This is a genomic window from Trichlorobacter thiogenes (genome assembly GCF_900167465.1).
Taxonomy (GTDB): Bacteria; Desulfobacterota; Desulfuromonadia; order Geobacterales; family Pseudopelobacteraceae; genus Trichlorobacter; species Trichlorobacter thiogenes.
In genome coordinates, this window is record NZ_FUWR01000001.1 from 464,380 (window position 1) to 485,837 (window position 21,458).

A 21,458-nucleotide genomic window follows, 5' to 3' on the forward strand; every position below is an offset into this window, starting at 1 on the left:
GGGATTAACCGTGTCCTTGTCCCAGCAGAATACCGGCGGCCAGGGCACAGATCACCACCAGGCAGAAGCAGGCAAAGCGCCAGTCCTTTTCCCGCACAAAGATCAGGCCTGCGGTAATCACCCGCATGATCGGTGTGGCCAGCAGCGCCAGCAGACCGGCAGTAATCAGGCGGGTGGCAACCGCCTCGTTGCCCAGCAGCATAACGCCGATACCGGCTGCAATCAGTACAGCGGCAATAAACGAGCCGATCCGCAGCAGCCGGGCCAGGCTCAGTTCAATCGGTTCATGGGCTGAAGTGGTGGTGCTATCCGGCTTGTGTGGTGTCATTTCAGCCCCCGGTAGATCATTTCAAAGGCGGTGTAGATGATGATCGGAATAAACAGCTTGCGGATGGTGGATGATTTGAGCCTGACCATCAGCTTGGCACCCAGGATCGCCCCCAGCAAGACTCCCAGCACCACCGGCCCGGTGATCATCGGCTTGACATCGCCACGGGCAAAGTAGACCACCGCGCCGGAGGCGGCAGTCACGCCGATCATAAAGTTTGAGGTGGCGGTGGAGGCCTTAAACGGTATCCGCATGATCTGATCCATGGCCGGAACCTTGAAGATGCCGGCTCCAATCCCCAGCAGACCAGCTGCAATGCCAGAAAAGTACATGACGATCAGCCCTGGAATGGTGCCGGTTACCTGATAGTCGATCCTTTCCCCTAATTGGCGGTCAGTGTAGGAGCCCTGCAGTTGCAGTTTTTGGGAGAGCCGGTCCGGCACCACCCCTTCCGGCAGTTCATTTTTGCAGGTCTTGAACATGTTGTAGCCAGAATAGGCCAACAGCAGCCCAAACAGGATGTACAGAAAACGCTGGTTAAGGTAGCCAGCAATCAGTGCGCCGGTAAGTGCGCCGGTGGCGGTCCCCATCTCTAGCCAGATGGCAACGCGGGTGTTGGTCAGGCGATCCTGCAGAAAGGCCACTGCCGCGCCGGTGGAGGTGGCGATGATCGAGACCGTTGAGGCGGCAACTGCTGTCCGCATCGGAACCCCGAACAGCAGCGTCAGGACCGGCACAATGATAATGCCACCCCCCAGCCCCAGCATGGAACCGAACACCCCGGCGGTAATGGCAATCAGAAATATTTCAAGCGTCTGTACAAGCATGCAGCTCCTCTGCCCCAGATTCGGGTGGTGGCATCAGTGTTTCTTTTCCTGTTCAATAGCAGGCAGACAAACGGGTTAACTACACTCTTCTGGTTGTGTAATGTCAGAGCTGGTTTTACTCATAGTGCGTCCACATTCTGAGAACCTTAACGGTCTTGATGTCGTCCAATACTTGGTAAACGATTCGATGTTGAATATTGATTCGCCTTGAATAGGCACCGGACAGGTCGCCTACAAGCTTTTCATAGGGCGGAGGGTTCTGAAAAGGGTTCTCTTTCAGGATTTCAAGGATCTTTTCAGCGTGTGATTTGAGATTTGAGCGTAAAAGCTTTTGCGCATCTTTTTGAGCCTGCTTCGTGTAAACAAGCTTCCAGCCTACCATGCCAGCTCCTCGCTGCATTCTTCGATTGGAGCACTAAGGCCCTTCTGGATGGATTCGCGCATGCCAGGAATGGAAGTTAAGAAAAGAGTTTCCTGGATTGCACGCCAATCATCTTCTGAGACAAGAACCGCTGAATGACGTTTGCCAACTATTTGTATTGGATCGTGGGACAGGGCGACATCGTCTACAAGGTTGTAGAGACTCTTTCTTGCTGCAGTGGCTGTTACTGTTGTCATTGGGGTAACCTCCATTTGTCGTACGTATAATCGTACGATATGGTGTGGCTAAAGTCAAGTTTGCGTCATGCGGAATATCTTGGTTCTAATTCGCTATTAACCGGTTGGAAAAGGTGACTATCATTGTCTTTGCTTGGAATAGATAGCCAGAGGTAGTAAGACGGGGACTTTTCTGTTGTGTCAAGAGAGGGTTGTTCTTGAGTTTCTTAGCTCAAAAGATTGCTAGGGATCAGTTTGTTCCATCTTTTCAAGCAGGCCTGGCCTGTTGTAGTCAAAGACCTCTTTTGACCATACTGCAGACCATTTTCCCAGCGGCAAGATGATGGTGCGCAGTTCATTGCCTCGCGGCGTCAGTACGTAACCATCAAGGGTCTTTTCCACCAGATCGGCCTCACGCAGATCTTTGATGCGGCTATTCAGGATGGAAGGGGAGATATCACCGCAAAGTTCCTGCAGGTTGCGGAATGTACAGGGGCCTTTTTCCAGGTTCCAGAGAATACCAAGCGCCCAGCGACGGCCCAAGAGGTCAAACAGGGCGTTGATCGGCGTACCGGAGAGAGAACCACGTACCTTGTTTCCGGGGCTTGGAATGGACATCGGAAGCGATTATCTCCTTGGGGTTGTAGATGAACAGACACTGATTCGGCTGCCGCGGACAACGAAATCAGTGTCTGGTGTGAATTAACGAGCCTGAGCCGCTTTGATTTCGGCGAGCGTCAGGCCTCCAATTCCGATGTTGGTGCTGTCAAGTTCGTTAATGAAAACAATGAACTTCTCAGCGGGGATATTTGTGACGTCTACAGCGGTCTTTGTCAAGTTTTTGATCAAAGCCTGCTTGGTTTCAGTATCTACGCTGTGCATCTCAATGTTAATAACCGGCATGATAATCTCCTTGTCATTTTTTAGTAGCGCGCTACACATTTAATAGCATGCTACTAAAAACGAAGCAAGAGTTTATATCACGATGCGGCCTTGCACGTTTCCAGTAGCTCTGGTAGCCGCCTAAAATAATCATCCAGCGTAACCGCCGTAACCTCTCGATTCAGCGGTCGGGTAGTGTCGCTCAGCGACAGCAGCAGCCCGGTGCCGGGCCAAGCTCTGCAAACAGCTCGCGGAAGCTGGTAAGCGTGCGGGCCTGCTGTGGCGTCCGGGTTTTGGTCAGTTTAATCTCTACGGGAACCATCTGCCCGGCTGATGGTTCAATCAGCAGATCCACCTCCAGTCCGTTTCCGGTCCGCATGCGCGATTTCAATGCAAATTTAAAGTGGCATTTTAAATTTGCATTGGCTGTGATGAGGCATTTTCAGCCTGACTGGTTGGGAATTGGGTGTTCCCGCCGTTGATTTCTCTCTTTTTGTAAATTGTGTAGTTTTGACACCAATTGCCTCACTTCCTCTTTCCCCTGCAGCTTCCTGATGCTACCTCTTGACTTTTTTATCCCTGAAATAATCTTTTGAAACCTTCAAGACAGCTCCCAGAGTCCGGCAGCTGCTCGCGTTGCATTTTTTATATAACTGTCTGTCTATCAGTTGCTGAAGCTTTTCGTCGAGTGTCCAGGAACCGTCTGCCGCAGGCAGATATACGGCGAAAACATCGAACGGCTCCGTACCGGTCGGTCCGATACCTGTAATGGCCGCTACGTCTATGACGATGGCTCGTTGGCCATTTCCCTGGACATCGCGAAAGGCAACCGATTCGATATGATCAAAGGACCATTCCATTGCCGGATGAGTTGGCAGAGGCCGGATTTCCCCATTCTTCCGGTCGATGATCAAGAAAGAAACGGATTGAGACCAGGTCCTGGCCGCCTTTGTACCCTGTTCATAATCGGCCTGGACAGGAACGAAATAGACGTCTTCCAGCCCCTTTTGTTCAGAGGCTATCCTGAAAGACTGCTTTTGCAGGTCATCTTGCCAATAAAGTCCCGGATACTTTGAAAGCTCTTGCTGGGGGACCCATTTTGATTCGAGCGGCTTGAAAATCCGTTGGAGTTTGGTTTTATCTCCGGCATCAATCGGCTGCACAAGAAACTTACTTTCAGCTGCCGCTAAACTGCCTGATGCCCCTAAAATCAAGCAAAGCATGAAAACAAGCGAGATTTTTGAATAGAACATATTCTCTCCTGCTGTTTCTATCGGATTGCTGCGGATACTGGAGGCGCCTCAAGGCGGACCAGGTATCTACACTAGAGAAATCAGTTTCACGCGGAGTCACGGAGGCGAGAAGAGTGAAATCAGCTGGTTACGCCATCTTGCAGTACAAATTGCTTGATTATATCCGCGAGCCTCTCGGCTCCGCGTGAGTAACTGCCGTTTTCAGGTCTACATCCTGCTCAACGGTTTGGTAGAACCGCTGGCCCTTTACCAATACCAATAAATATTATAAGGTAAAAGTGTATCAGCATCAATGGAGGTGATCTCATGCAAAAAAACACCAGTGTTACCCTTGGCAAACACTACGAAAATTTCATTTCCCAGCAGGTTGTCCAAGGCCGTTTTGGTTCTGCAAGTGAGACAATCCGTGCCGGTCTACGACTTTTGGAAGAACGGGAGACCAAGCTGTCCCTGCTACGCCGTGCGCTTGTTGAGGGTGAGGAAAGCGGCACTGCTGATTACTCGCTCAAGAGCTTACTCGCAGAGCTTGACGGTGAAGGTTTTAACTGATGCCCGCTTTTACCCTCACAAACATGGCAAAGGCAGATATGAAAGAAATTGCCACGTTCACACAAAACCGATGGGGGCGCGAACAGCGCAACTTGTACCTGCAAATGCTTGATGTTTCATTTCATCAGTTGGCCGCCAACCCGCTAAAAGGAAAGGATTGCAGTGATATTCGAATTGGCTATCGGAAATTTAATGCGGGTAGTCATGTAATCTTTTACCGCCAAACTTGTGCCGACATGATCGAGATTGTCCGTGTTCTGCACGGGCATATGGACATTGAAACGCGACTTTCTGAGCGATAATACGGGAAGTATCCCTAATTATTCCTATAAATAAATCTGTCACCTTTGTTTTGTTTGAAATACAAACATGCCCTGCCTTTAACATCTCCCCCGACTCAATCGACCGCTTTAAATCGCTGCAAACTAACGCATTGCATTGGTCAGCCTTTTCAAGGGCACCGGTTGGCGGGAGCTCTTTTCGATCTACGCCAGCCAGGTTGTAGGATTCGATCCAGGCATGCATCTCAGATGCTTTCAGCCTTCCTGAAGCAGGCATAGAAGGTTTGCCATGTCTTATGATGACTATTTTCATTTTCTCAGTCTTTGTAGATAACGACGTGGAGACTCACCAGTGCCTATGGCCCGCCACCTGATTAAGAGCTAATTCTATATATTGCGCAAACTTGACACTCTTGGGCATGGTGATCTTCTGGGAATTGCGTGCGTAGGATGTCTCTAATTCTGAATGCTTCTGCCAAATCGCACAATAATCCATTTTCCATAATCAGATGAGAAAAAATCCCTTCTTCATCAGTTCCCCAATTTGTAAGCATTGAAATATCTAAATGCGAGTCAAGCAGATCAAACCCTAGCAATTCTGGGCTCGCTTCATAGCAAATTTCTTCTGGGAAATCGATCCCAACTATTTCCGCATTTTCATACTGTTTTTGAACTTTTTTTGCATATTCAAAATTTGTGATCAGTGAGATCTTGAAGTCTTCCTGAACGCAGTTCTGCCAGTCCTCGTTGGATTTCGGCTCAAAGAGGTCACCTCTCATAACTCCGTCCACCGACTCAAATCTGGTTAGGTGGAGCCCTCTCCATTTGAGATAGTCACTCCATCTTTCGCCATCTTCCGGCCCAAATTTTTCGATTACTTTGTAGTACATAATTCTCTTAACGGGCTGAGGGTGTGCGAGGGGGCACCGCACTACCCGATGGTTAAGGCTCATTACTGTCCCCAATTGCTGGGGTGTCGTCAAACACCTCCAGTTCGTGCTTTTCCCTAACCCATGACCGGATTTTTCTGACAGTTCTGTTTTTGTATTCTTCCCAAAGAATCTCAGTTCCATCCTCGAGCTCACCATAGATTGGAAGAAGACTCGTCAAGCCGTCTACGACCCAATGTCCTGTCCTTTTGCCTTTTTCATCTTGAAAGGTCGAGGAACTCTGTGCGAGCTGCAATACCTTCTCATATGCGGCGTCTCGGTCTGGGGCTTTAAGAATTATAGTGTTTTCCCAGGCGTCAGTCCTGCTATTCGGGGAAGGGTTCGGATCATCATCCCAGACAGGACGCTCAATGTATGAGGCTATCCACCATCCGTATGGTGAGTGATTTCGGTGTGGTATTTTCTCTGTCATTTTAATTGCCTTAACTCACTATTGACCGGACCAAGCGATGTCATCACCCCTGCTGTACCATCTGCCAGAACAGTTCATACAGCGGTTGCAACTGCCGGAAGCCTGCGGCCAGATCATCACCGATAGCCTGGCTGAAGAGCCGACCGTCAAGCTCACGGTTGCAGACCAGGTAAATGTTCTTGCGGCAGTGCCAGCTCTGCAGGTCATCCGGCAGGGTCGGGTTCAGGGGGCGCTTGTAGCAGTCGCCTTCCAGGGCAAAGGCATCCTGTTGGGCAAGCCAGGCCACGGTTGCGCGGAAGCGGGCCGGCTTGGTCTCGATCAGGCGGCGCAGGTTGTCCATGGTCTGCCGTGAGGCACTGTAAAAGCCCATGCCGTAGCGGTAGCTGTCGGCGGTGATCTCAAAGAAGAAACAGGGGGCGGTCTTCCAGTCGGGGCTGTAACGTTTGAAGGTGATCCAGAGGCAGGTCTTGTAGGGCGATTTGTTATGGGAAAAGCGGGTGTCGCGGTAGATGCGGGAGATGGTCTTGTCCACTGCCGGGATAGTGATTAGATCGGGATCAAGGGCCAGCATGCTGTCAGCCAGTTCACAGACCAGCAGCTTGAGGGGGGCCAGCAGTAGTTTCTGATACTCGTCGCGATGGGCTTCAAACCAGGCCTTGTTGTTATTGACCGCCAGCTGCTCGAAAAATCCCGGTGCCAGCGGTGAAAATCCGTTAAACCGGTCAGCCATCCAAACCTCCAGACAGGTTCTGCACGGACCGGTCAGAAATGCCGGACATATCCGGCTGGCTTAAAGGGAGGCACCGGACCGGTACCACGTTCAATACTGCTGTTGTGGCGCTGCATTACCTTCAGATGCTGGGTGACTTCGCCGGGTAGCAGAATTTTTTCTTTAACAAAGTACTCGCCCAGCCGTGGCTGGCTGTGGTGCTGGTGCCTGACCAGAAAGGCAGCCTGTTTTGGAGACAACATGCCCAGAGCAACCGCCTTTTCACCAAACACGCCGGGAATATCGGTGGCGGCGCGGACAATCTGGATATCCTTATCCGTCAACCAGCCCCAGGCCTTGGCAATTTCGCCGTAGGGTGGGCGCTGGTCACGCTGCCAGCGCATGCCGCGCACCAGATCCTGCCAGGAGATTTCAGCGGCAAAATACAGAAATTGGCCGAATTTAAGCTTGTAGGTGGGGAAGACGCCGCTGTAGTACCGCTCGTGTTCTTTTTTTTGCAGTTTCTCCACAACCGGACGCACCGGCTTGACAATCGTTGGCCGGGCATAGCTGCTGAAGGGGTTTGAAGATTTAGCTGTTGTTGGTCCGGTAGCCTTTTTCTGGGCTGACTCAAGGTGTTCAATCAGGATATCCCGTGCCGACACCAGGGAACTGACCGCCTCACCGCAGTGTTGCGCCACGCTCTGGGAAGAATCCGGGTGAAATATGCGTACCCGGCGCCGGAATGCCGATTTTACTTCGGCAGCGGTAACCCGCCGCAGATCAGTGGCTTCGCCAAACAAAATCTTTACTGCGTCTGATGGATGCATGGGTGATCGTTACTCCTCATCAGCAGAATTCAGACAGCTTCCCCGGTGCTATTTTCGACCACCTATTTGTACTCTGGTATCAGGCTGCTGACAATAGCTGACATCATTTTTTCGTTCAATCAGGAGCCGTTAGCCCAGCGCCTCCCGTTCTGCCTTGCGCAATCCCTTAACCACCAGCCGGTAGGATGCCTCAATCATGGTCAGCAGCAGCTCCTGCGGCACTGATCCATCCAGCGTCACCGTGTTCCAGTGGTTCTTGTTCATGTAGTAGCCCGGCTGGATGGCACTGAAGATACGGCGCAGTTCATCCGCCTCCCCTGGATCAGATTTCAGGGTGATCCGCAGCGGCTCTTCCTGCCAGGCCACCAGCGCAAACATCTTGCCTGCCACCTTGAACACCGCCGCATCAGGGCCAAAGGGATACTCCAGCACCGCCCCTTTTTTGCCCAGCAGCAGGCCTTCCAACGCTTTGTAGTCCATATGCCTGTAAACCTCCTTGTGCGATGTACAGCGCCGGGTCTATTCCCGGCCTTCCGGTTTTTGACGCCACGGAACCTGGGCTGTCCAGCCCGGGTTTGCATCTGGAATGGCATCGTATTGGGGAATGTACGGCTTGATGTCCAAAAGCGGTGTCTCATTCAGCATATCAACACCTTCAACCATAAGCGCTGAACCATCTCTACCGAGCAGCCTGACAATGGAAAGCCCGATGTTGTTTGGCCTGCACGGGTGCCGGGATGCGTAAATGCCGTGCGGGGTCTCATCCAAAAAGGTAGGCCGGGCCAGTATGATCTCACCTGAGCGGTCAAACAGGTAGAGCAGATAGATATGGGAGAAGGTCTCAATATCTTTCAACCCCTCGGCATACTGCGCTAACAGCTCTACCCGGCCTGCGGCGTTGGTAGCATACTGTGGTTGGATCGGGCAGTCCTGCTTGGTGAGATACGGTGTATAGATCGTGCCGATGGCGTGCATGGTCTCGCCTTTCTGAAACACTGACTACTTTTTACCCGAATAGCGTGCCTTCACGTTATGACCAACCATCCACTCGGCCTGAGTCCGTTTTGGCAGTTGTTTCAACAGTTCCGTAGTAATGACATCCGTAGTGGCCCCTTTGGCAGCCATCTCCCGTGCCGTTGTATCAAAGGTGATCAGATACGCCTTCATCTCCTGCAGATCTTTCTTGGTGGAAAGCGGGCCGTGGCCGGGAATAATCCGTTCAACATCCAGGGTCAACAGGCTATCAATGGTTTTGCCCCAGCCGGATAGGTCACCATCGGCCAGAAAGGGGTGGAAGTCGGTAAAAAGGATGTCTCCGCTGAACATAATTTTCTGTTTGGGCAGGTAAACTACCAGGCTGCCCTCGGTGTGGGATGGAGCCACCCGTATCAACTCCACGGTCTCGCCTCCCAGATCAATGGTCAACCGGTCGTTGAAGTACAAGGATGGCAAAACAATTCCAGTTCCAGCCATATCTTCCGGCTTCAGGCCGAAGTTGCCAGCATTCTTCAAGGTATCTGCTCCCACCTTCGCCAACAGTATCTGATCCGCACTGTGGGAGATGATGATTGCACCAAGTTCTGCAAAGACGCAGTTGCCAAAGGCGTGGTCAAGGTGGGTGTGGGTGTTGACCACATACTTGATCGGCTTCTTGGTGATCTTGCGGATATCAGCCAGAAAACGCTCCCCTTCCTTGGCAGAGATCAGGGTGTCCACCACCAGCACCCCGTCCCGCCCGATTACGATTCCGGCGTTAGCAGCGAAACTGTGGGCAGGGGAGGCATCCTTCTCTCCCAAGTATGAATAGACGTTGTCAGACAACTTGATCAGGTCAGCAAAGGCGGCCTGGGTGGTCAGTAACAGCAAGGCAACAAGCGGCAGCAGCAGTCTCATGTTCATAGTTTTCCTCCGACAGAATTAGATGCGGCAATAAAGCGGTATTCCTGCGTCATCCCCTGATAGCCCCACGCATCAGCGTTGACCTCATGGATGACAATGTAGCTGGCTTCGTCCTGTTTTCCCAACAGCCCTTCCATTGCAGAAAAAATGGCACGAATATACTCCGCTTTTTGCTGTTTCGTATTGGTACCACAGGTGATCTTGATTTCAAGGTAAAAGCTGCTGGTATCTTTGCTGGCAAGTGAGGCACCACCAATAAACCAGCGGCCTACCGGAACTGATTCCACAACCACGGCGGTCAATTCCGGCTTCTTGCCCAACAGCTCTGCCGTAAGACTGGTCAGTGTCCTGGCTACATCTTCACAGATCGCCTGCGATGGTTCTCCTGAAACTTTGATGTTGAGATAGGGCATGATCAAACTCCTTTTATGGCACGTTGGTGAGAGGCAAAGATGGTGTCCCGCTCTGGTTCTGCTCCGCTGGCAATACTCTGAAGCCATTCTTCAGTGGTCATCACCGCTGCAAAGCGAGCCTGCAGCACCACCGTCGTTACCCGGTGAATCTCTTCGGCAGTGGCGCTACCAGCCTTGTTTGCATAGGGTAGTGATCCGCTTGCGTCGGACAGGAACTCCACCTGAAAACCCCGGTGCAGGGCAGCAATGGCAGTGGAGAGATCACAGTTGTGGGTTATGTAACCGACAATGGCCAGTGTGGTTATCTGGCGTTCCTTGAGCCAGGCCTCCAGATCAGTCTTGCAGAAAGCCACCGGCATATCTTTTTGCACATAATGGTCCCATCCCCGTGAAGTCACCACCGGGTGCAGCTCAGCACCTGTAGTCCCTTCAGCCATGAATGGCGCCGATGCAGGCAGGATGTTCTGCACCGCCACAACCGGAATCCCGGCAGCCTTGGCTGCATCCATGGCCCGGCCAATATTGGCTAGTGATTGTTCCACCGGCGGCCAGGTGATCGGCAGGTTACCGCCAATGTAGTCGTTCTGCACGTCAATCACGATCAAGGCTCTGCGAATAGTGGTTTGCATGCGGTACTCCTTGTAAGTGAACTGTGTATCATGGCTTGAGTATCTGCCAACACCTCACATAAAACCAGTGGCCTGATTGACATAATTTGCTATTATCGGGCCATATTTAGCCGGGAGACCTTTATGCAGGCCGAAACCATTGCCGTGATCGCCTTTGACCAGATCAGCCCGTTCCTGCTTGCCATGCCCTGTACCGTGTTCAGGGATGACCCAACCAGGCCGGATGGGCCACGCTTCAAGCTGCTGGTCTGTTCTGCGGAAAAGCGCACAATGCAGAGCAGCGCCGGTTTTGCCATACAGACCCGGCATACCCTGAAGGATGCAGAACAGGCTGATATCGTAATCGTACCCAGTTGGCGTGATCCACAGGAGTTGCCGCCGCAACGGCTGTTGGATTGCCTGCAGGCCGCCCATAAACGGGGGGCGCTGGTGGTGGGATTATGTTTGGGAACCTACGTGCTGGCTGCAGCCGGGTTATTGAATGGACGCCCGGCAACCACCCACTGGGGCTGGACAGAGGATCTGAGGCAGCGCTATCCGCAGATAACACTGAAGCCGGATGTGCTGTATGTGGATGATGGGGATATTGTTACGTCGGCTGGGGTGGCGGCGGGGATTGATTGCTGCCTGCATCTGTTGCGCCGCTTGCATGGTGCTGAAACTGCCGCCCATGTGGCCCGGCGGATGGTGGTGCCGCCCCACCGCCAGGGGGGGCAGGCCCAGTTCATTGAGCTGCCGGTTACCAGGAGTGCGGCAGAGGACCGTTTTGGACAAAATCTGGAATGGCTGCAGCTCAACCTTGATCAGTCACACTCACTGGATAGCCTTGCGGAACGGTTCATGATGAGCCGTCGTACCTTTACCCGCCGTTTCCGTCAGGTGGCCAGTTGCACGGTGGGGGCCTGGCTGCTGAACCAACGCCTGGCACTGGCTCAGCGTCTGTTGGAAACCACGGCAAAACCGATTGATCTGATTGCACAGGAGGCGGGCTTTGGTTCAGAGGCAGCCCTGCGGCAGCAGTTCAGCAAGGTGCTCAAGACCTCGCCAGCCCGCTACCGCAGGGAGTTTCGGGGGAGTCGTACAACACAATAGCCAAATGTCAGGGCTTCCACTTAAAGTAGCGATAGGTCTCTTCCTTAACGACCTTTGAAAGTATCAGCAGGCCAATGGTGTTGGGGATGATCATCATGCCGTTCATCAGATCAGAGAAGTTCCAGACAAACTCAAGTTTCATCATCGAACCCACCAGCACGACACAGACAAAGACCACCCGGTACGGCTTGATGGATTTTGGTCCCAGCAGATATTCAATCGCCTTTTCACCGTAGTAGTTCCAGCCGATCAGGGTTGAACCGGCAAACAGTGCAGTTGCGATGGCTACCAGTATCACGCCGGACTGGCCCAGTACGGCGCCAAAGCTGACGCTGGTCAACTGGCCTGCTGGCACTTTTTCAAGCCAGGCAGTGCCGGTTAAAATGACCAGTGCGGTCATGCTGCAGACCACCAGGGTATCAATAAAGGTCTGGGTCATACTGACCAGAGCCTGCTTGACTGGATCATGGGTGCGGGCCGCAGCTGCGGCTATGGGTGCTGAACCCATACCGGATTCGTTGGAGAACACACCTCGGGCAATACCAAAACGCATGGCAGCCGCAATGGTGGAACCGGCAAGTCCGCCCCCTGCTGCTGCAGGGCTGAAGGCACCCTGAAAAATCAGGCCCAGGGCATGGGGGATCTTGTCCAGACTCAGCGCCAGTACCACCAGTCCACCGACTACATAGCCGACGATCATGAACGGCACCAGTATTGAGGTGGCCTTGCCAATGGATTTGATCCCGCCCAGAATTACCAGCCCGGTCATCAGCATCAGCACCACGCCGGTGACCCAGGTCTCTACATTAAAGGTGGATTTGAAGATGGTGGCCACGGCATTGGCCTGGGTCATGTTGCCGATGCCGAAGGTGGCCAGGGCGGTAAAGACCGCAAACAGCCAGCCCAAGCGGGGGAGGTTGGCCCCTTTTGCCAGATAGTACATCGGACCGCCCCGCATGCCGTGGGGCCCTTTTTCGCGGTATTTAACCGCCAGCACCGCTTCGGCGTATTTTGTTGCCATCCCCACCAGGCCGGTCATCCACATCCAGAACACCGCCCCTGGCCCCCCAGCGATATGGCGGTTGCCACACCAACGATATTGCCGATTCCCACCGTTGCTGCCAGGGCTGTCATCAAGGCTGCAAAGTGGCTGATGTCACCGTCAGCGGCATGCTCCTTGTGCCAGATCAGCCGAAAGGCGTGGGGTAGTGCGGTAAACTGGACACCACGCAGGATAACCGTTAGATACAGTCCGGTGCCAACCAGCAGAGCCAATATCGGCGGTCCCCAGACAAAATTGGACAACGTGGCTATCAGGGCTTCAATGGTCTGCATCGGGTCTCCCTGCGCGTTGTGGATTGCCCGCTTGTTGGCCGGGCTGGTTGCAGCGCGGCGCTACGGTACCGTAAATGACTTAAAAAATCAGGTAAAAATTGGTGTATTGGATGAATAAGGGAGAATATTTTCTGCATTTTTACGGAATTAAACAGGTGTCAGGATGGATATCGGGGTTATCCCTTGATGCTGACACCAGCCTCTCTAATGGCTTCTGCGGCTGCTTGATATGCCTGCATCTGCAATGCGGTTTGGGTGGCGGGATCGTTGGGTTTCTGCAGTTTACGCTCAAGCATCTGTTTTACGGATTGAAACAGTTGCTTCAGTTTTTCAAGTTCTTCTTTTTCCGCACGATCAGCAGCGTTCTCACTCTTGATTTGATTGGCCTGCTCAACGGCGTCGTTTTTCGTAGCGGCAGCATCTGTATCCGTTGCTTCGGCAGACTCTCCGTCTGATTTAGACTGCTGTTCAGTATCGCTGTTTTCCGCTGCAGCTTCAGCAGTTGTTTCCACCGAGGCAGCTTCGGTCTGCGTTGCAGAATCAGTGGCAGTACCGGAGGTGGCGCTTGTGGTGGCAGTGGCTTCAACAGCACTACCTGAACTGGAAAAGCCGTCGCTTCCGCTGCTGTCACTAAGCGAAGCTATCTGCGCTGCAATCTGTTTTAGCTCTGCCTTAAGGGATTTTGCAGCTGAGGCGCTCATAAACGGGATCATCTGCTTCAGCATCTTCAGCCGTTCTTTCAGCATCTTTGCTTTTTCAGCCTTGCTTTGCCGATCAGATGTTTTTTTATCCGGTAAACTTTTCAGGGCTTCCCGTGTCTCTGCCAACCGCCTGACCTGCTGTTCGTAATATTCGTCACTACGGGAGGTGCCACCGGACTTCAAGCCACTGAAGAACGCCCGCTCAGAACTGGTAAGCGGTACGTTGTACTGTGTAAGCAGGGATGAGAGTTCCATGCAGCCAACCTCCAGTTGCTCGATACAGTACATATATCGGCAGGAGAGAAGGTTGGCTGAATAGTAGTGGCGATAACGCGCAGACTCCCTGTGCCGCAGGCCACAAAAACAGGTTGACAGACTAGACCGATCAGTCTATTTTGCACCCCATGGAAAAGAAAGATACCCGCAGTGACATCATCAAAGTAGGTACAGAACTGATCTCCCGTCAGGGCTACAACGCCACCGGCATTGATATGGTGTTGAAGGAGGCCGGAGTTCCCAAGGGCTCGTTCTATCACTACTTCAAGAGCAAGGAAGAGTTTGGTCTGGCGGTGATGGACGTTTTTGCCGACTACTACAGCCAGCGGATGACCGCGTTGCTGCAGGATACAGCCCTGTCTCCATTGTCCCGTATCCAAAAATTACTGGAAGGTTCGCTGCAACGTTTTAGCAATAACCAGTGCAGCAAGGGCTGCCTGATCGGCAATCTGGGCCAGGAAATGGCTGACCAGAACGAGCGGTTCCGTGCCCGGCTGGATGAGATCTTTGACGATTGGCGCAGGCTGTTTGCTGTTTGTCTGTCTGAAGCTCAGGCCGTTAAAGAGTTGGACAGTCGCCTTGATGTTGAGGCATTGGCTTCCTTTGTCCTGTCCGGCTGGGAAGGCTCTATTCTGCGAGCCAAGGTAATGAAATCACCGCAACCGTTGCAGGATTTCATTGAAGTGCTGTTTAAAGTAACGCTGCGCTAAAAAAATTTAGCCAATGGCTAGACGACCGGTCTAGTTTTTGATGACAAAGGAGAGAACACTATGGATTCGCACACGACATTCAAGGCCCTGGTGGTGACAAAAGGCGAAGATAAGCAGTTCACACGGACTATTCAGGAGCGGACGATTGATGCATTGCCACCGGGCGATCTGCTGGTGCGGGTCCGTTATTCGTCGCTCAACTACAAGGACGCCCTGTCAGCAACCGGTCACCCTGGCGTAACCCGCCAGTTTCCTCACACACCGGGCATTGATGCGGCCGGTGAGGTTGTCAGCTGCCCACGCGGCAGATTTTCTCCGGGCCAGCAGGTGTTAATCACCGGTTATGATCTGGGGATGGAGACCGACGGCGGCTGGGGCGGTTTTATCCGTATTCCCGCTGAATGGGCGGTAGCATTGCCGAGCGGCCTTGACCTGCGGGAGAGCATGGTGATCGGCACTGCAGGATTCACTGCAGCGCTTTCGGTGCTGAAGCTGGAGCAAGCCGGTGTCAGGCCCAGTGATGGAGATATTCTGGTCACCGGCGCCACCGGCGGGGTGGGCAGCATTGCGGTTGCCATCCTTGCCAAGGCCGGTTACCGGGTGGTGGCTGCCACCGGCAAGAGCAGCGATGAACCATTCCTGCGAACACTGGGCGCGGCAGAGGTGATCAGTCGCGAGCAGCTTACCGAAGGGCTGGAACGTCCCATGCTGAAAGAACGCTGGGCCGGTGTGGTGGATGTGGTGGGTGGCCAGATGCTGGTTGCGGCGCTTAAATCAACCCGCTATGGCGGCGCTGTTACCTGTTGCGGACTGGTGGGATCAACCGATCTGGCCATGAACATCTATCCTTTTATTTTGCGCGGGGTCAGCCTGATTGGGATTGATTCGGTCAACTGCCCAATGGAACCACGCCTGCAGGTCTGGGAACGGCTTGCCGGTGCCTGGCGGCCGGAACATCTGGCGGCAATCGCCCATGAGGTTACCCTTGAAGAACTGGAAGGGCAGATACAGACCATCCTGCAGGGCAACATGCGGGGCCGGGTGGTTGTCTCACTACCATAACACCCTGTAATCTCTGATTGTCAAAAAACTACTTAACACGTACTGGAGGAACACCATGAAGATTGTCAGCCTGCTGGGAAGTCCCAGAAGCAACGGAAACAGCGCCACCATTGCCAATCACCTGATGAAAACAGCTGCCAACCTGGGCGCAGATACCCAGAGCTTTGAACTGAACCGCCTGACCTATCGCGGCTGCCAGGCTTGTTACGCCTGTAAAAAAGGGCGCGAAGATTGCGTGTTAAATGATGGCCTGACGGAGGTTTTATCAGCAGTGGCTGCGGCTGATGTGGTGGTGCTGGCAACGCCGGTCTATTATGGTGACCTCACCATGCAGCTCAAGGGGTTCATAGACCGAAGTTATTCCTATCTGGTGCCGGACTACATCACCAATCCGCAGCCCAGTCGGCTTTCACCCAAAAAACTGGTTTTCATTCAGACCCAGGGCCAACCGGAAGAGAGCATGTTTGCCGATGTCTTTCCGCGCTATGACTTTTTCCTGAAGTGGATGGGCTTTACTGAGTCCAGCCTGATCCGGGTCTGCGGTATCGGGCCAGCCTCTGTGGATGCCGTGCCTGACCATATCCTGCAGCAGGCCGAAAAGGTCGCACAGCAGCTGGTGTCTTGACCTGACAAAAGGAGATACGACAGATGAAGATCATCGCTATTAATGGGAGTCCGAGAAAAAAGTGGAACACGGCTACCCTGCTGAGCAAGGCCTTGGAAGGCGCTGCCGCCCAAGGTGCGGAGACAGAGCTTATCCACCTGTATGATCTTGATTTCAAGGGTTGTGCGAGCTGTCTTGCTTGCAAAACCAGAGGAGGCAGCAGCTATGGCCGCTGCGTACTTAAAGATGATCTGGCGCCGATTCTGGACCGTATCGCCGCGGCAGATGCCCTGCTCATTGGTTCGCCGGTCTATTTTGGCTCGGTTACCGGCGAGACCCGCAGCTTTATGGAGCGGCTGTTGTTTCAGTATCTGACCTATACCGTTCCTTACGGGACCCTGTTCCCCAAAAGGATCAAGGTTGGTTTCATTTACACCATGAACGTCACGGAAGAGCGCAGCAAGGAGTTCGGCTACGAGTACTTCATCAAATCCAATGAGCGTTACACCCAGCTGTTGCTCGGTCCGGCCGAGACCCTCTGCAGCTTTGACACCTGCCAGACCGAGGATTACAGCAAGGTGGTGATCGAGAGCTTTGACCCGGTCCACAAGCACCAGCGTCAGCAAGAGGTCTTTCCGCAGGACTGTGACAAGGCCTATCATCTGGGGGGGCGCCTGGTAACGCCGTAAGAGCAGCGACAAGACCAGTCTGGCATGAGATAGCTACGTGATTGTCTTGTTTTCACGGTCAGACAGATGGTGAGAGGGACGTATGGATTCAGTCACACAGATTGAGGAGATCATCCGCAGCTTCTGGGCCTCTGACCCCAGCAACAGCTTGCAGCTTGCAACCAATGAAAAGGCCTGGCTAGAACCACAGGTTGCGATAGCGCGGGGAGACGATCCCCTGTTTCTTCGCTTAAAAGAGCTGATCGGCCCCTTCCTCTGGACACCGCAAGAGGCCTATGACCTGGCATTTCCAGAAGCGCCGGCAGCTGCAGAAGAGCTGCGGGTGATCAGCTATCTGCTGCCGCAGACACCGGAAACCCGCGCTGATCAGCGCCAGGAAACCACCGTGCCAGCCGAACGCTGGGCCCGTTCACGCTTTCACGGCGAAGAGTTCAACTGTGCATTGCGGCTGCACCTGGCAGACAGACTGACACAGGCCGGGTATCCTGCAGTGGCGCCGGAACGGTTGCCCGGTTTTGCCTACCAAAAGTCAGAACGTTTCGGTCTGGCCTCCAACTGGTCAGAGCGGCATGTTGCTTTTGTTGCCGGACACGGCACCTTTGGCCTTTCAGATGCCCTGATCACCCGCTGGGGCAAGGCTGTGCGCTTTGGCTCGGTGGTTGCGCGCATCAACCTGCCGGTCACACCGCGAGTGTACGGTGATGACCATCATGCCTGGTGTCTCTGGTATGCCAAAGGCACCTGCGGCGCTTGCGCCAGACGCTGCCCGGTTGATGCCATTACCACAGACACGGGGCATGATAAACAGGCCTGTTTTAGCTATATCCGTGAGACAACAGCACCGTATGCAACCGCAACCTACGGCACCGGAGCCACCCCCTGCGGACTGTGTCAGGTCAAGATCCCCTGTGAGGCGAGAGTACCGGCTGCACTGCTTTAACCAATCCGCAGAAGAAAGGAACATGCGATGACAACCAAGGCTAAAAACTACAGCGCAGAACATATCGGGCCGTTTGAGGAGTTGCTCAACAAGGATTTTATGGGCTTTCACGGCAAATACTTCATCGGCAAAGAACTGGGCCTGACCGGTTGTGAGGTCTCCCTCAACCGCCTGCCGGCAGGCAAATTCATGCCGTTTATCCACAGCCATAAAAAGAACGAAGAGCTGTACATCGTGCTGCGGGGCAGCGGTATGTTCTATGTGGATGGCGATGAATTTCCGATCCAGGAAGGCAGTTTGGTCCGGGTTGCACCGGAGGGTGAGCGCGGCTGGAAGGCCGGTGATGAAGACCTGTACTTTATCTGTATTCAGTCCGAGGCTGGCAGTCTGACGCAGGCCACTCTTGAGGATGGCAAGCGGCTGGAAAGCAAGGCATCGTGGATGAAGAAGTAGAACGTTCTTGGATAAAATCAAAACTCAGGTTCGCTGTATTTAACGTTTCAATAAAAGTGGTTGACACATTGGACTGGTCGGTCTAATAATGGTAACCATGAAACGGATTCATAACAAAGAAGATATCGTTCAGATTGGGCTCGACCTCGTGTTAAGCAAAGGTTTTAACGCTACCGGAGTCGAGACAATTCTGAAGCAGGCAAACATTCCTAAGGGGTCATTTTATAACTTTTTCTCCAGTAAGGAAGAATTTGCTCTTGCGATAATCGACAGATATGTTGCTGACAGGAATGAACTTTTTTTCCCCATCATCAGTGATGAATCGGTGTCGCCGCTAGAACGCGTCAAAAAGAGTTTTGAAAAGCTAATCGCTATTTTTGAAGATTATGACTGCTCCAAGGGCTGCTTACTTGGCAACTTGGGCCTGGAAATGTCGGATCATTCTGAAAACGTCCGGCAATGTCTTGAGCAGGCTTTAGAAGGCTGGACTACAGGATTGTCTGGGTTGCTTCTCCAGGCTCAGCAGGAACAGGCGATCCCTGCGAATTTAGACGTGGAAATGCTGGCGGAAAACTTGATCTCGTCATTCCAGGGAGCATTGCTTCGCTCTAAAATCAAAAAGTCACCAGAACCGTTACGGAATTTCATTCATTTTTATTTCGATATATTTCTTGTTGGGAAAGAAGAGCAGTAGTCCGTATTTTTTTGACCGGTATTACATAGACCGGTCTAGGCGAATATCTGAATAAGACATACAATTGGAGATTGTTATTTATGGAGCTGAATCAGCACCCCACGGTAATCCGCTATCATGAGAAAATCGCGGCAAGGGCATCACGTATAACAGCGCAAAAGCTGAATGCCAAGGAACTGCGCGAGATCTGCCTTGAAACAGGGGTGGATGATGTGGGGTTTGTGGAGATCAACAACGCACTACTGGCCGATCAAAAAGCGGATATTTTGCAGATGTTCCCCTGGGCCAAAACGCTCATCAGTTTCGTTGGGCGGATTAACAGGGAAAATCTGCGAAGTCCCGCACGTTCAATTGCCAGCCTCGAACTGCACCAGGTCGAGGAACGGTTGACCCATGCTGCCAATGCTTTGGCAGCGGCACTCGAACGCAAGGGCATCCGCGCCGCAACGCCAGCTGGCGGGTTTCCCATGGAAGCGGACAATTGGTTGCGCGGCAAAATGCAGGTGATATCGCACAAACCGATTGCTGTAGCTGCCGGGCTTGGCAAAATGGGGCTTCATCGCAATGTCATCCACCCCGTATTCGGCAGTTTCGTGCTTCTCGGCACCGTGCTGATTGAAGCCGAATTGGACGAATACAGCACTCCATTGGACTATAACCCGTGTATTGATTGCAAACTCTGTGTTGCTGCCTGTCCTACAGGTGCCATCGGTCCAGACGGATTTTTTAACCCGGTAAACTGCATGACTCATACCTATCGTGAACTGCTTGGTGGTTTCACCGATTGGGTTGAAAATATCGCGGATAGCAAGAACTCAATCGATTACCGAGGCAAGGTAAGTGACGCTGAAACCGTATCGATGTGGCAGACCCTGGTGTGCGGACCTTGCTACAAGTCAGTGTATTGCTTGGCCGTCTGTCCAGCAGGCGACGAGGTGATTCCGCAGTATCTGGATGACAGGAAAGCGTTCGTCAATGACGTGGTCAAACCGCTGCAACAAAAGACAGAGCCGGTGTATGTCCTGCCCGGTTCGGATGCAGAGCATCATGTTCTCAACAAGTTCCCCCATAAGAAGATAAGGCGCGTGGGGAATGGTGTACGACCGCCGACAATAGCGGCTTTCCTTACATCCATGCCGATTGCCTTCCAACGGCACAAGTCTGAAAGATTGAATGCCACCTATCATTTCACGTTTAGTGGCATTGAGAGGGCTGAGGCAACGGTCGTTATCAAAGACAAGACGCTCAAAATTGAGCAAGGACATGTAGGCGTTGCGGACGTTAGCGTACGTGCAGATGCAAGAACCTGGCTGCGCGTGCTGCATAAGGAAACATCGATGATCAAGCAAATTGTCCTGAGAAGAATTCGCGTCAAAGGCCCGTTGAATCTGTTTAAGGCGTTCGGGAAATGCTTTGCCTAGAGGTTTCAATGCCACCGGGGTTGAGATGTTTCTAAAACAGGCAAAATTAGGCAAAACCTTGCCCATTATTACGTAGACTGGTCTAGGCAAATACTTGGAAATTGAGGTACCAAAATGACGACAAAAGACAATTCATGGGTTCTCATCACCGGCGCATCGAGTGGCTTCGGTGAAGAGTTTGCCCGTCAATATGCCGAGCAAGGGCATCCACTGGTCCTGGTGGCGCGCCGCTTGGATCGGCTTCAAACACTGGCCGAGGAGTTGCGCCGATCATTCCAGGCTGAGGTCATTGTAGAGCAGGTCGATCTTTCTGATATTGAGGCAATAACCGGACTGCATGAACTGCTCCGCGAGCAAGGAGTTGTCGTTGAGATCCTGATCAACAACGCCGGCCACGGGCTGCAAGGCCCGTTCCTTGATAGCCAGCTGGATGCAGTCCTGGCAATAGTGCAGCTGGATGTGGCGTGCCTGACTGCAGTGACCCATGTCTTTGCGCAGGATATGCGCAAACGCGGGCATGGAAAGATACTGCTCGTCGCCAGTTTATTGTCCTACCTGGGCGTGCAAAATTTCGCCGTGTATGCGGCCGCAAAGGCCTATGTATTGCGGCTTGGTGAGGCGCTACATCGAGAGCTAAAGAGCGACGGCATAACAGTGACAACGCTCTGCCCGGGCATGTCCGACACCGGATTCGCTGCAGCGGCGCACCAGAAGCTTACACCCGCGTTGAAACAGTTGATGATGCAGCCGGCACCCGTAGTAGCCGCTGGAATCCGCGCATTGCAGGCCGGACGTATCAGCGTCGTACCGGGCTGGATCAACAAGGCCAACGTGATCTTTACCTGGGCAACGCCACGCTGGCTGCATCAGGCTATTTTTTCTCAGATCATGAACGCATAGCAACGCGGCTAACCATCCGGGT

At 53.0% G+C, this 21,458-nt stretch carries 30 protein-coding genes and 1 pseudogene; 12 read left to right on the top strand and 19 right to left on the bottom strand.

Features of this window, described 5'->3' with window-relative positions:
- Positions 1 to 4: 4 nt before the first annotated feature.
- The 8 genes from B5D39_RS02200 to B5D39_RS02230 form a co-directional block, all read right to left on the bottom strand.
- Entirely contained in the window at positions 5 to 328 is a 324-nt protein-coding gene (locus B5D39_RS02200) for a DUF1634 domain-containing protein (protein WP_078788745.1), read from the bottom strand.
- Positions 325 to 1,155 carry a sulfite exporter TauE/SafE family protein gene (locus tag B5D39_RS02205; protein WP_078788746.1) on the bottom strand — a complete coding sequence of 277 codons (831 nt, stop codon included), beginning with the start codon at positions 1,153 to 1,155 and terminating at the stop codon, positions 325 to 327. The genes B5D39_RS02200 and B5D39_RS02205 overlap by 4 nt, the downstream gene beginning before the upstream one ends.
- Before the next feature lie 115 nt (positions 1,156 to 1,270).
- Positions 1,271 to 1,537 carry a Txe/YoeB family addiction module toxin gene (locus B5D39_RS02210; RefSeq protein ID WP_078788747.1) on the bottom strand — a complete coding sequence of 89 codons (267 nt, stop codon included), beginning with the start codon at positions 1,535 to 1,537 and terminating at the stop codon, positions 1,271 to 1,273.
- Positions 1,531 to 1,773 carry a type II toxin-antitoxin system Phd/YefM family antitoxin gene (locus B5D39_RS02215; RefSeq protein ID WP_078788748.1) on the bottom strand — a complete coding sequence of 81 codons (243 nt, stop codon included), beginning with the start codon at positions 1,771 to 1,773 and terminating at the stop codon, positions 1,531 to 1,533. The genes B5D39_RS02210 and B5D39_RS02215 overlap by 7 nt, the downstream gene beginning before the upstream one ends.
- 222 nt (positions 1,774 to 1,995) lie before the next feature.
- Positions 1,996 to 2,370: a winged helix-turn-helix transcriptional regulator gene (locus B5D39_RS02220; protein ID WP_078788749.1), complete on the bottom strand. Its 375-nt coding sequence runs from the start codon at positions 2,368 to 2,370 to the stop codon at positions 1,996 to 1,998.
- An 84-nt stretch (positions 2,371 to 2,454) separates the two neighbouring features.
- The gene (gene dmpI / locus B5D39_RS02225; RefSeq protein ID WP_078788750.1) at positions 2,455 to 2,655 is read right to left on the bottom strand and encodes a 4-oxalocrotonate tautomerase DmpI; all 201 of its coding nucleotides are present in this window, start codon (positions 2,653 to 2,655) and stop codon (positions 2,455 to 2,457) included.
- 181 nt (positions 2,656 to 2,836) lie between these two features.
- Entirely contained in the window at positions 2,837 to 3,013 is a 177-nt protein-coding gene (locus B5D39_RS16900) for a hypothetical protein (RefSeq protein WP_153304300.1), read from the bottom strand.
- A 178-nt stretch (positions 3,014 to 3,191) separates the two neighbouring features.
- Positions 3,192 to 3,887 (bottom strand): hypothetical protein, encoded by a 696-nt coding sequence (locus B5D39_RS02230; RefSeq protein ID WP_078788751.1) that lies wholly within the window; start codon positions 3,885 to 3,887, stop codon positions 3,192 to 3,194.
- A 306-nt stretch (positions 3,888 to 4,193) separates the two neighbouring features.
- On the opposite strand from B5D39_RS02230, the gene B5D39_RS02235 reads away from it, so the two are divergent.
- Together B5D39_RS02235 and B5D39_RS02240 are read left to right on the top strand one after the other, a co-directional pair.
- Positions 4,194 to 4,436, top strand: a complete 243-nt coding sequence (locus B5D39_RS02235) for a type II toxin-antitoxin system ParD family antitoxin (protein WP_078788752.1) — start codon at positions 4,194 to 4,196, stop codon at positions 4,434 to 4,436.
- Positions 4,437 to 4,459: 23 nt separating this feature from the next.
- Entirely contained in the window at positions 4,460 to 4,738 is a 279-nt protein-coding gene (locus B5D39_RS02240) for a type II toxin-antitoxin system RelE/ParE family toxin (protein ID WP_244161326.1), read from the top strand.
- Positions 4,739 to 5,091: 353 nt separating this feature from the next.
- On the opposite strand, the gene B5D39_RS02245 is transcribed toward B5D39_RS02240, so the two are convergent.
- The 9 genes from B5D39_RS02245 to B5D39_RS02285 all read right to left on the bottom strand — a co-directional run bounded on the left by B5D39_RS02245 (position 5,092) and on the right by B5D39_RS02285 (position 10,559).
- On the bottom strand, positions 5,092 to 5,607 hold the full coding sequence (locus B5D39_RS02245; protein ID WP_139366644.1) for a hypothetical protein: 516 nt from the start codon (positions 5,605 to 5,607) through the stop codon (positions 5,092 to 5,094).
- Positions 5,608 to 5,659: 52 nt separating this feature from the next.
- The gene (locus B5D39_RS02250; protein WP_078788755.1) at positions 5,660 to 6,079 is read right to left on the bottom strand and encodes a DUF4288 domain-containing protein; all 420 of its coding nucleotides are present in this window, start codon (positions 6,077 to 6,079) and stop codon (positions 5,660 to 5,662) included.
- Between the two features lie 43 nt (positions 6,080 to 6,122).
- Positions 6,123 to 6,809, bottom strand: coding sequence for a DUF2461 domain-containing protein (locus tag B5D39_RS02255; protein WP_078788756.1), 687 nt, complete (start codon positions 6,807 to 6,809; stop codon positions 6,123 to 6,125).
- 32 nt (positions 6,810 to 6,841) lie between these two features.
- Positions 6,842 to 7,618, bottom strand: a complete 777-nt coding sequence (locus tag B5D39_RS02260) for a hypothetical protein (protein ID WP_078788757.1) — start codon at positions 7,616 to 7,618, stop codon at positions 6,842 to 6,844.
- Positions 7,619 to 7,747: 129 nt separating this feature from the next.
- Positions 7,748 to 8,098 (bottom strand): MmcQ/YjbR family DNA-binding protein, encoded by a 351-nt coding sequence (locus B5D39_RS02265; protein ID WP_078788758.1) that lies wholly within the window; start codon positions 8,096 to 8,098, stop codon positions 7,748 to 7,750.
- A 39-nt stretch (positions 8,099 to 8,137) separates the two neighbouring features.
- Complete coding sequence (tsaA, locus tag B5D39_RS02270; protein ID WP_078788759.1) at positions 8,138 to 8,593, bottom strand: tRNA (N6-threonylcarbamoyladenosine(37)-N6)-methyltransferase TrmO; 456 nt, start codon at positions 8,591 to 8,593, stop codon at positions 8,138 to 8,140.
- A gap of 24 nt (positions 8,594 to 8,617) precedes the next feature.
- Positions 8,618 to 9,517, bottom strand: coding sequence for an MBL fold metallo-hydrolase (locus B5D39_RS02275; protein WP_244161327.1), 900 nt, complete (start codon positions 9,515 to 9,517; stop codon positions 8,618 to 8,620).
- The gene (locus B5D39_RS02280) at positions 9,514 to 9,930 is read right to left on the bottom strand and encodes a tautomerase family protein (protein WP_078788761.1); all 417 of its coding nucleotides are present in this window, start codon (positions 9,928 to 9,930) and stop codon (positions 9,514 to 9,516) included. The genes B5D39_RS02275 and B5D39_RS02280 overlap by 4 nt, the downstream gene beginning before the upstream one ends.
- Before the next feature lie 2 nt (positions 9,931 to 9,932).
- Positions 9,933 to 10,559, bottom strand: a complete 627-nt coding sequence (locus B5D39_RS02285; protein WP_078788762.1) for a cysteine hydrolase family protein — start codon at positions 10,557 to 10,559, stop codon at positions 9,933 to 9,935.
- Between the two features lie 123 nt (positions 10,560 to 10,682).
- On the opposite strand from B5D39_RS02285, the gene B5D39_RS02290 reads away from it, so the two are divergent.
- Positions 10,683 to 11,651 (top strand): GlxA family transcriptional regulator, encoded by a 969-nt coding sequence (locus tag B5D39_RS02290; protein ID WP_078788763.1) that lies wholly within the window; start codon positions 10,683 to 10,685, stop codon positions 11,649 to 11,651.
- A gap of 7 nt (positions 11,652 to 11,658) precedes the next feature.
- On the opposite strand, the pseudogene B5D39_RS02295 reads toward B5D39_RS02290, so the two are convergent.
- A pseudogene (locus tag B5D39_RS02295) lies at positions 11,659 to 12,986 on the bottom strand (alanine/glycine:cation symporter family protein).
- A gap of 176 nt (positions 12,987 to 13,162) precedes the next feature.
- Positions 13,163 to 13,942 (bottom strand): hypothetical protein, encoded by a 780-nt coding sequence (locus B5D39_RS02300; RefSeq protein ID WP_078788764.1) that lies wholly within the window; start codon positions 13,940 to 13,942, stop codon positions 13,163 to 13,165.
- Positions 13,943 to 14,091: 149 nt separating this feature from the next.
- Between B5D39_RS02300 and B5D39_RS02305 the strand changes: the two genes are divergently transcribed.
- From B5D39_RS02305 to B5D39_RS02345, 9 genes are all read left to right on the top strand, one after another.
- A complete protein-coding gene (locus tag B5D39_RS02305; protein ID WP_078788765.1) occupies positions 14,092 to 14,673 on the top strand; it encodes a TetR/AcrR family transcriptional regulator in 582 nt (193 codons plus the stop codon).
- A gap of 60 nt (positions 14,674 to 14,733) precedes the next feature.
- A complete protein-coding gene (locus tag B5D39_RS02310; protein ID WP_078788766.1) occupies positions 14,734 to 15,735 on the top strand; it encodes a YhdH/YhfP family quinone oxidoreductase in 1,002 nt (333 codons plus the stop codon).
- A 55-nt stretch (positions 15,736 to 15,790) separates the two neighbouring features.
- A complete protein-coding gene (locus B5D39_RS02315) occupies positions 15,791 to 16,360 on the top strand; it encodes a flavodoxin family protein (protein ID WP_078788767.1) in 570 nt (189 codons plus the stop codon).
- 23 nt (positions 16,361 to 16,383) lie between these two features.
- Positions 16,384 to 17,028 carry a flavodoxin family protein gene (locus B5D39_RS02320; protein ID WP_078788768.1) on the top strand — a complete coding sequence of 215 codons (645 nt, stop codon included), beginning with the start codon at positions 16,384 to 16,386 and terminating at the stop codon, positions 17,026 to 17,028.
- Between the two features lie 82 nt (positions 17,029 to 17,110).
- Positions 17,111 to 17,968 carry a 4Fe-4S ferredoxin gene (locus B5D39_RS02325; protein ID WP_078788769.1) on the top strand — a complete coding sequence of 286 codons (858 nt, stop codon included), beginning with the start codon at positions 17,111 to 17,113 and terminating at the stop codon, positions 17,966 to 17,968.
- Between the two features lie 27 nt (positions 17,969 to 17,995).
- Positions 17,996 to 18,421, top strand: a complete 426-nt coding sequence (locus B5D39_RS02330) for a cupin domain-containing protein (protein WP_078788770.1) — start codon at positions 17,996 to 17,998, stop codon at positions 18,419 to 18,421.
- A 97-nt stretch (positions 18,422 to 18,518) separates the two neighbouring features.
- On the top strand, positions 18,519 to 19,115 hold the full coding sequence (locus B5D39_RS02335) for a TetR/AcrR family transcriptional regulator (protein ID WP_078788771.1): 597 nt from the start codon (positions 18,519 to 18,521) through the stop codon (positions 19,113 to 19,115).
- Between the two features lie 80 nt (positions 19,116 to 19,195).
- Positions 19,196 to 20,536, top strand: coding sequence for an SCP2 sterol-binding domain-containing protein (locus B5D39_RS02340; protein WP_078788772.1), 1,341 nt, complete (start codon positions 19,196 to 19,198; stop codon positions 20,534 to 20,536).
- 114 nt (positions 20,537 to 20,650) lie between these two features.
- On the top strand, positions 20,651 to 21,436 hold the full coding sequence (locus B5D39_RS02345) for an SDR family NAD(P)-dependent oxidoreductase (protein WP_078788773.1): 786 nt from the start codon (positions 20,651 to 20,653) through the stop codon (positions 21,434 to 21,436).
- Positions 21,437 to 21,458: the final 22 nt, after the last annotated feature.

What these genes read in the sequence shown, in the direction of transcription:
- B5D39_RS02330 (WP_078788770.1), top strand. Translation starts at nt 17,996, where the DNA reads ATGACAACCAAGGCTAAAAACTACAGCGCAGAACATATCGGGCCGTTT.
- B5D39_RS02290 (WP_078788763.1), top strand. Translation starts at nt 10,683, where the DNA reads ATGCAGGCCGAAACCATTGCCGTGATCGCCTTTGACCAGATCAGCCCG.
- B5D39_RS02285 (WP_078788762.1), bottom strand. Translation starts at nt 10,559, where the DNA reads ATGCAAACCACTATTCGCAGAGCCTTGATCGTGATTGACGTGCAGAAC.
- B5D39_RS02305 (WP_078788765.1), top strand. Translation starts at nt 14,092, where the DNA reads ATGGAAAAGAAAGATACCCGCAGTGACATCATCAAAGTAGGTACAGAA.
- B5D39_RS02210 (WP_078788747.1), bottom strand. Translation starts at nt 1,537, where the DNA reads ATGGTAGGCTGGAAGCTTGTTTACACGAAGCAGGCTCAAAAAGATGCG.
- B5D39_RS16900 (WP_153304300.1), bottom strand. Translation starts at nt 3,013, where the DNA reads ATGCGGACCGGAAACGGACTGGAGGTGGATCTGCTGATTGAACCATCA.
- B5D39_RS02345 (WP_078788773.1), top strand. Translation starts at nt 20,651, where the DNA reads ATGACGACAAAAGACAATTCATGGGTTCTCATCACCGGCGCATCGAGT.
- tsaA (WP_078788759.1), bottom strand. Translation starts at nt 8,593, where the DNA reads ATGCACGCCATCGGCACGATCTATACACCGTATCTCACCAAGCAGGAC.
- B5D39_RS02215 (WP_078788748.1), bottom strand. Translation starts at nt 1,773, where the DNA reads ATGACAACAGTAACAGCCACTGCAGCAAGAAAGAGTCTCTACAACCTT.
- B5D39_RS02235 (WP_078788752.1), top strand. Translation starts at nt 4,194, where the DNA reads ATGCAAAAAAACACCAGTGTTACCCTTGGCAAACACTACGAAAATTTC.
- B5D39_RS02275 (WP_244161327.1), bottom strand. Translation starts at nt 9,517, where the DNA reads ATGAACATGAGACTGCTGCTGCCGCTTGTTGCCTTGCTGTTACTGACC.
- B5D39_RS02300 (WP_078788764.1), bottom strand. Translation starts at nt 13,942, where the DNA reads ATGGAACTCTCATCCCTGCTTACACAGTACAACGTACCGCTTACCAGT.
- B5D39_RS02200 (WP_078788745.1), bottom strand. Translation starts at nt 328, where the DNA reads ATGACACCACACAAGCCGGATAGCACCACCACTTCAGCCCATGAACCG.
- B5D39_RS02265 (WP_078788758.1), bottom strand. Translation starts at nt 8,098, where the DNA reads ATGGACTACAAAGCGTTGGAAGGCCTGCTGCTGGGCAAAAAAGGGGCG.
- B5D39_RS02230 (WP_078788751.1), bottom strand. Translation starts at nt 3,887, where the DNA reads ATGTTCTATTCAAAAATCTCGCTTGTTTTCATGCTTTGCTTGATTTTA.
- B5D39_RS02220 (WP_078788749.1), bottom strand. Translation starts at nt 2,370, where the DNA reads ATGTCCATTCCAAGCCCCGGAAACAAGGTACGTGGTTCTCTCTCCGGT.
- B5D39_RS02255 (WP_078788756.1), bottom strand. Translation starts at nt 6,809, where the DNA reads ATGGCTGACCGGTTTAACGGATTTTCACCGCTGGCACCGGGATTTTTC.
- B5D39_RS02245 (WP_139366644.1), bottom strand. Translation starts at nt 5,607, where the DNA reads ATGTACTACAAAGTAATCGAAAAATTTGGGCCGGAAGATGGCGAAAGA.
- B5D39_RS02320 (WP_078788768.1), top strand. Translation starts at nt 16,384, where the DNA reads ATGAAGATCATCGCTATTAATGGGAGTCCGAGAAAAAAGTGGAACACG.
- B5D39_RS02240 (WP_244161326.1), top strand. Translation starts at nt 4,460, where the DNA reads ATGGCAAAGGCAGATATGAAAGAAATTGCCACGTTCACACAAAACCGA.
- B5D39_RS02205 (WP_078788746.1), bottom strand. Translation starts at nt 1,155, where the DNA reads ATGCTTGTACAGACGCTTGAAATATTTCTGATTGCCATTACCGCCGGG.
- B5D39_RS02260 (WP_078788757.1), bottom strand. Translation starts at nt 7,618, where the DNA reads ATGCATCCATCAGACGCAGTAAAGATTTTGTTTGGCGAAGCCACTGAT.
- B5D39_RS02250 (WP_078788755.1), bottom strand. Translation starts at nt 6,079, where the DNA reads ATGACAGAGAAAATACCACACCGAAATCACTCACCATACGGATGGTGG.
- B5D39_RS02280 (WP_078788761.1), bottom strand. Translation starts at nt 9,930, where the DNA reads ATGCCCTATCTCAACATCAAAGTTTCAGGAGAACCATCGCAGGCGATC.
- B5D39_RS02310 (WP_078788766.1), top strand. Translation starts at nt 14,734, where the DNA reads ATGGATTCGCACACGACATTCAAGGCCCTGGTGGTGACAAAAGGCGAA.
- B5D39_RS02315 (WP_078788767.1), top strand. Translation starts at nt 15,791, where the DNA reads ATGAAGATTGTCAGCCTGCTGGGAAGTCCCAGAAGCAACGGAAACAGC.
- B5D39_RS02335 (WP_078788771.1), top strand. Translation starts at nt 18,519, where the DNA reads ATGAAACGGATTCATAACAAAGAAGATATCGTTCAGATTGGGCTCGAC.
- dmpI (WP_078788750.1), bottom strand. Translation starts at nt 2,655, where the DNA reads ATGCCGGTTATTAACATTGAGATGCACAGCGTAGATACTGAAACCAAG.
- B5D39_RS02340 (WP_078788772.1), top strand. Translation starts at nt 19,196, where the DNA reads ATGGAGCTGAATCAGCACCCCACGGTAATCCGCTATCATGAGAAAATC.
- B5D39_RS02325 (WP_078788769.1), top strand. Translation starts at nt 17,111, where the DNA reads ATGGATTCAGTCACACAGATTGAGGAGATCATCCGCAGCTTCTGGGCC.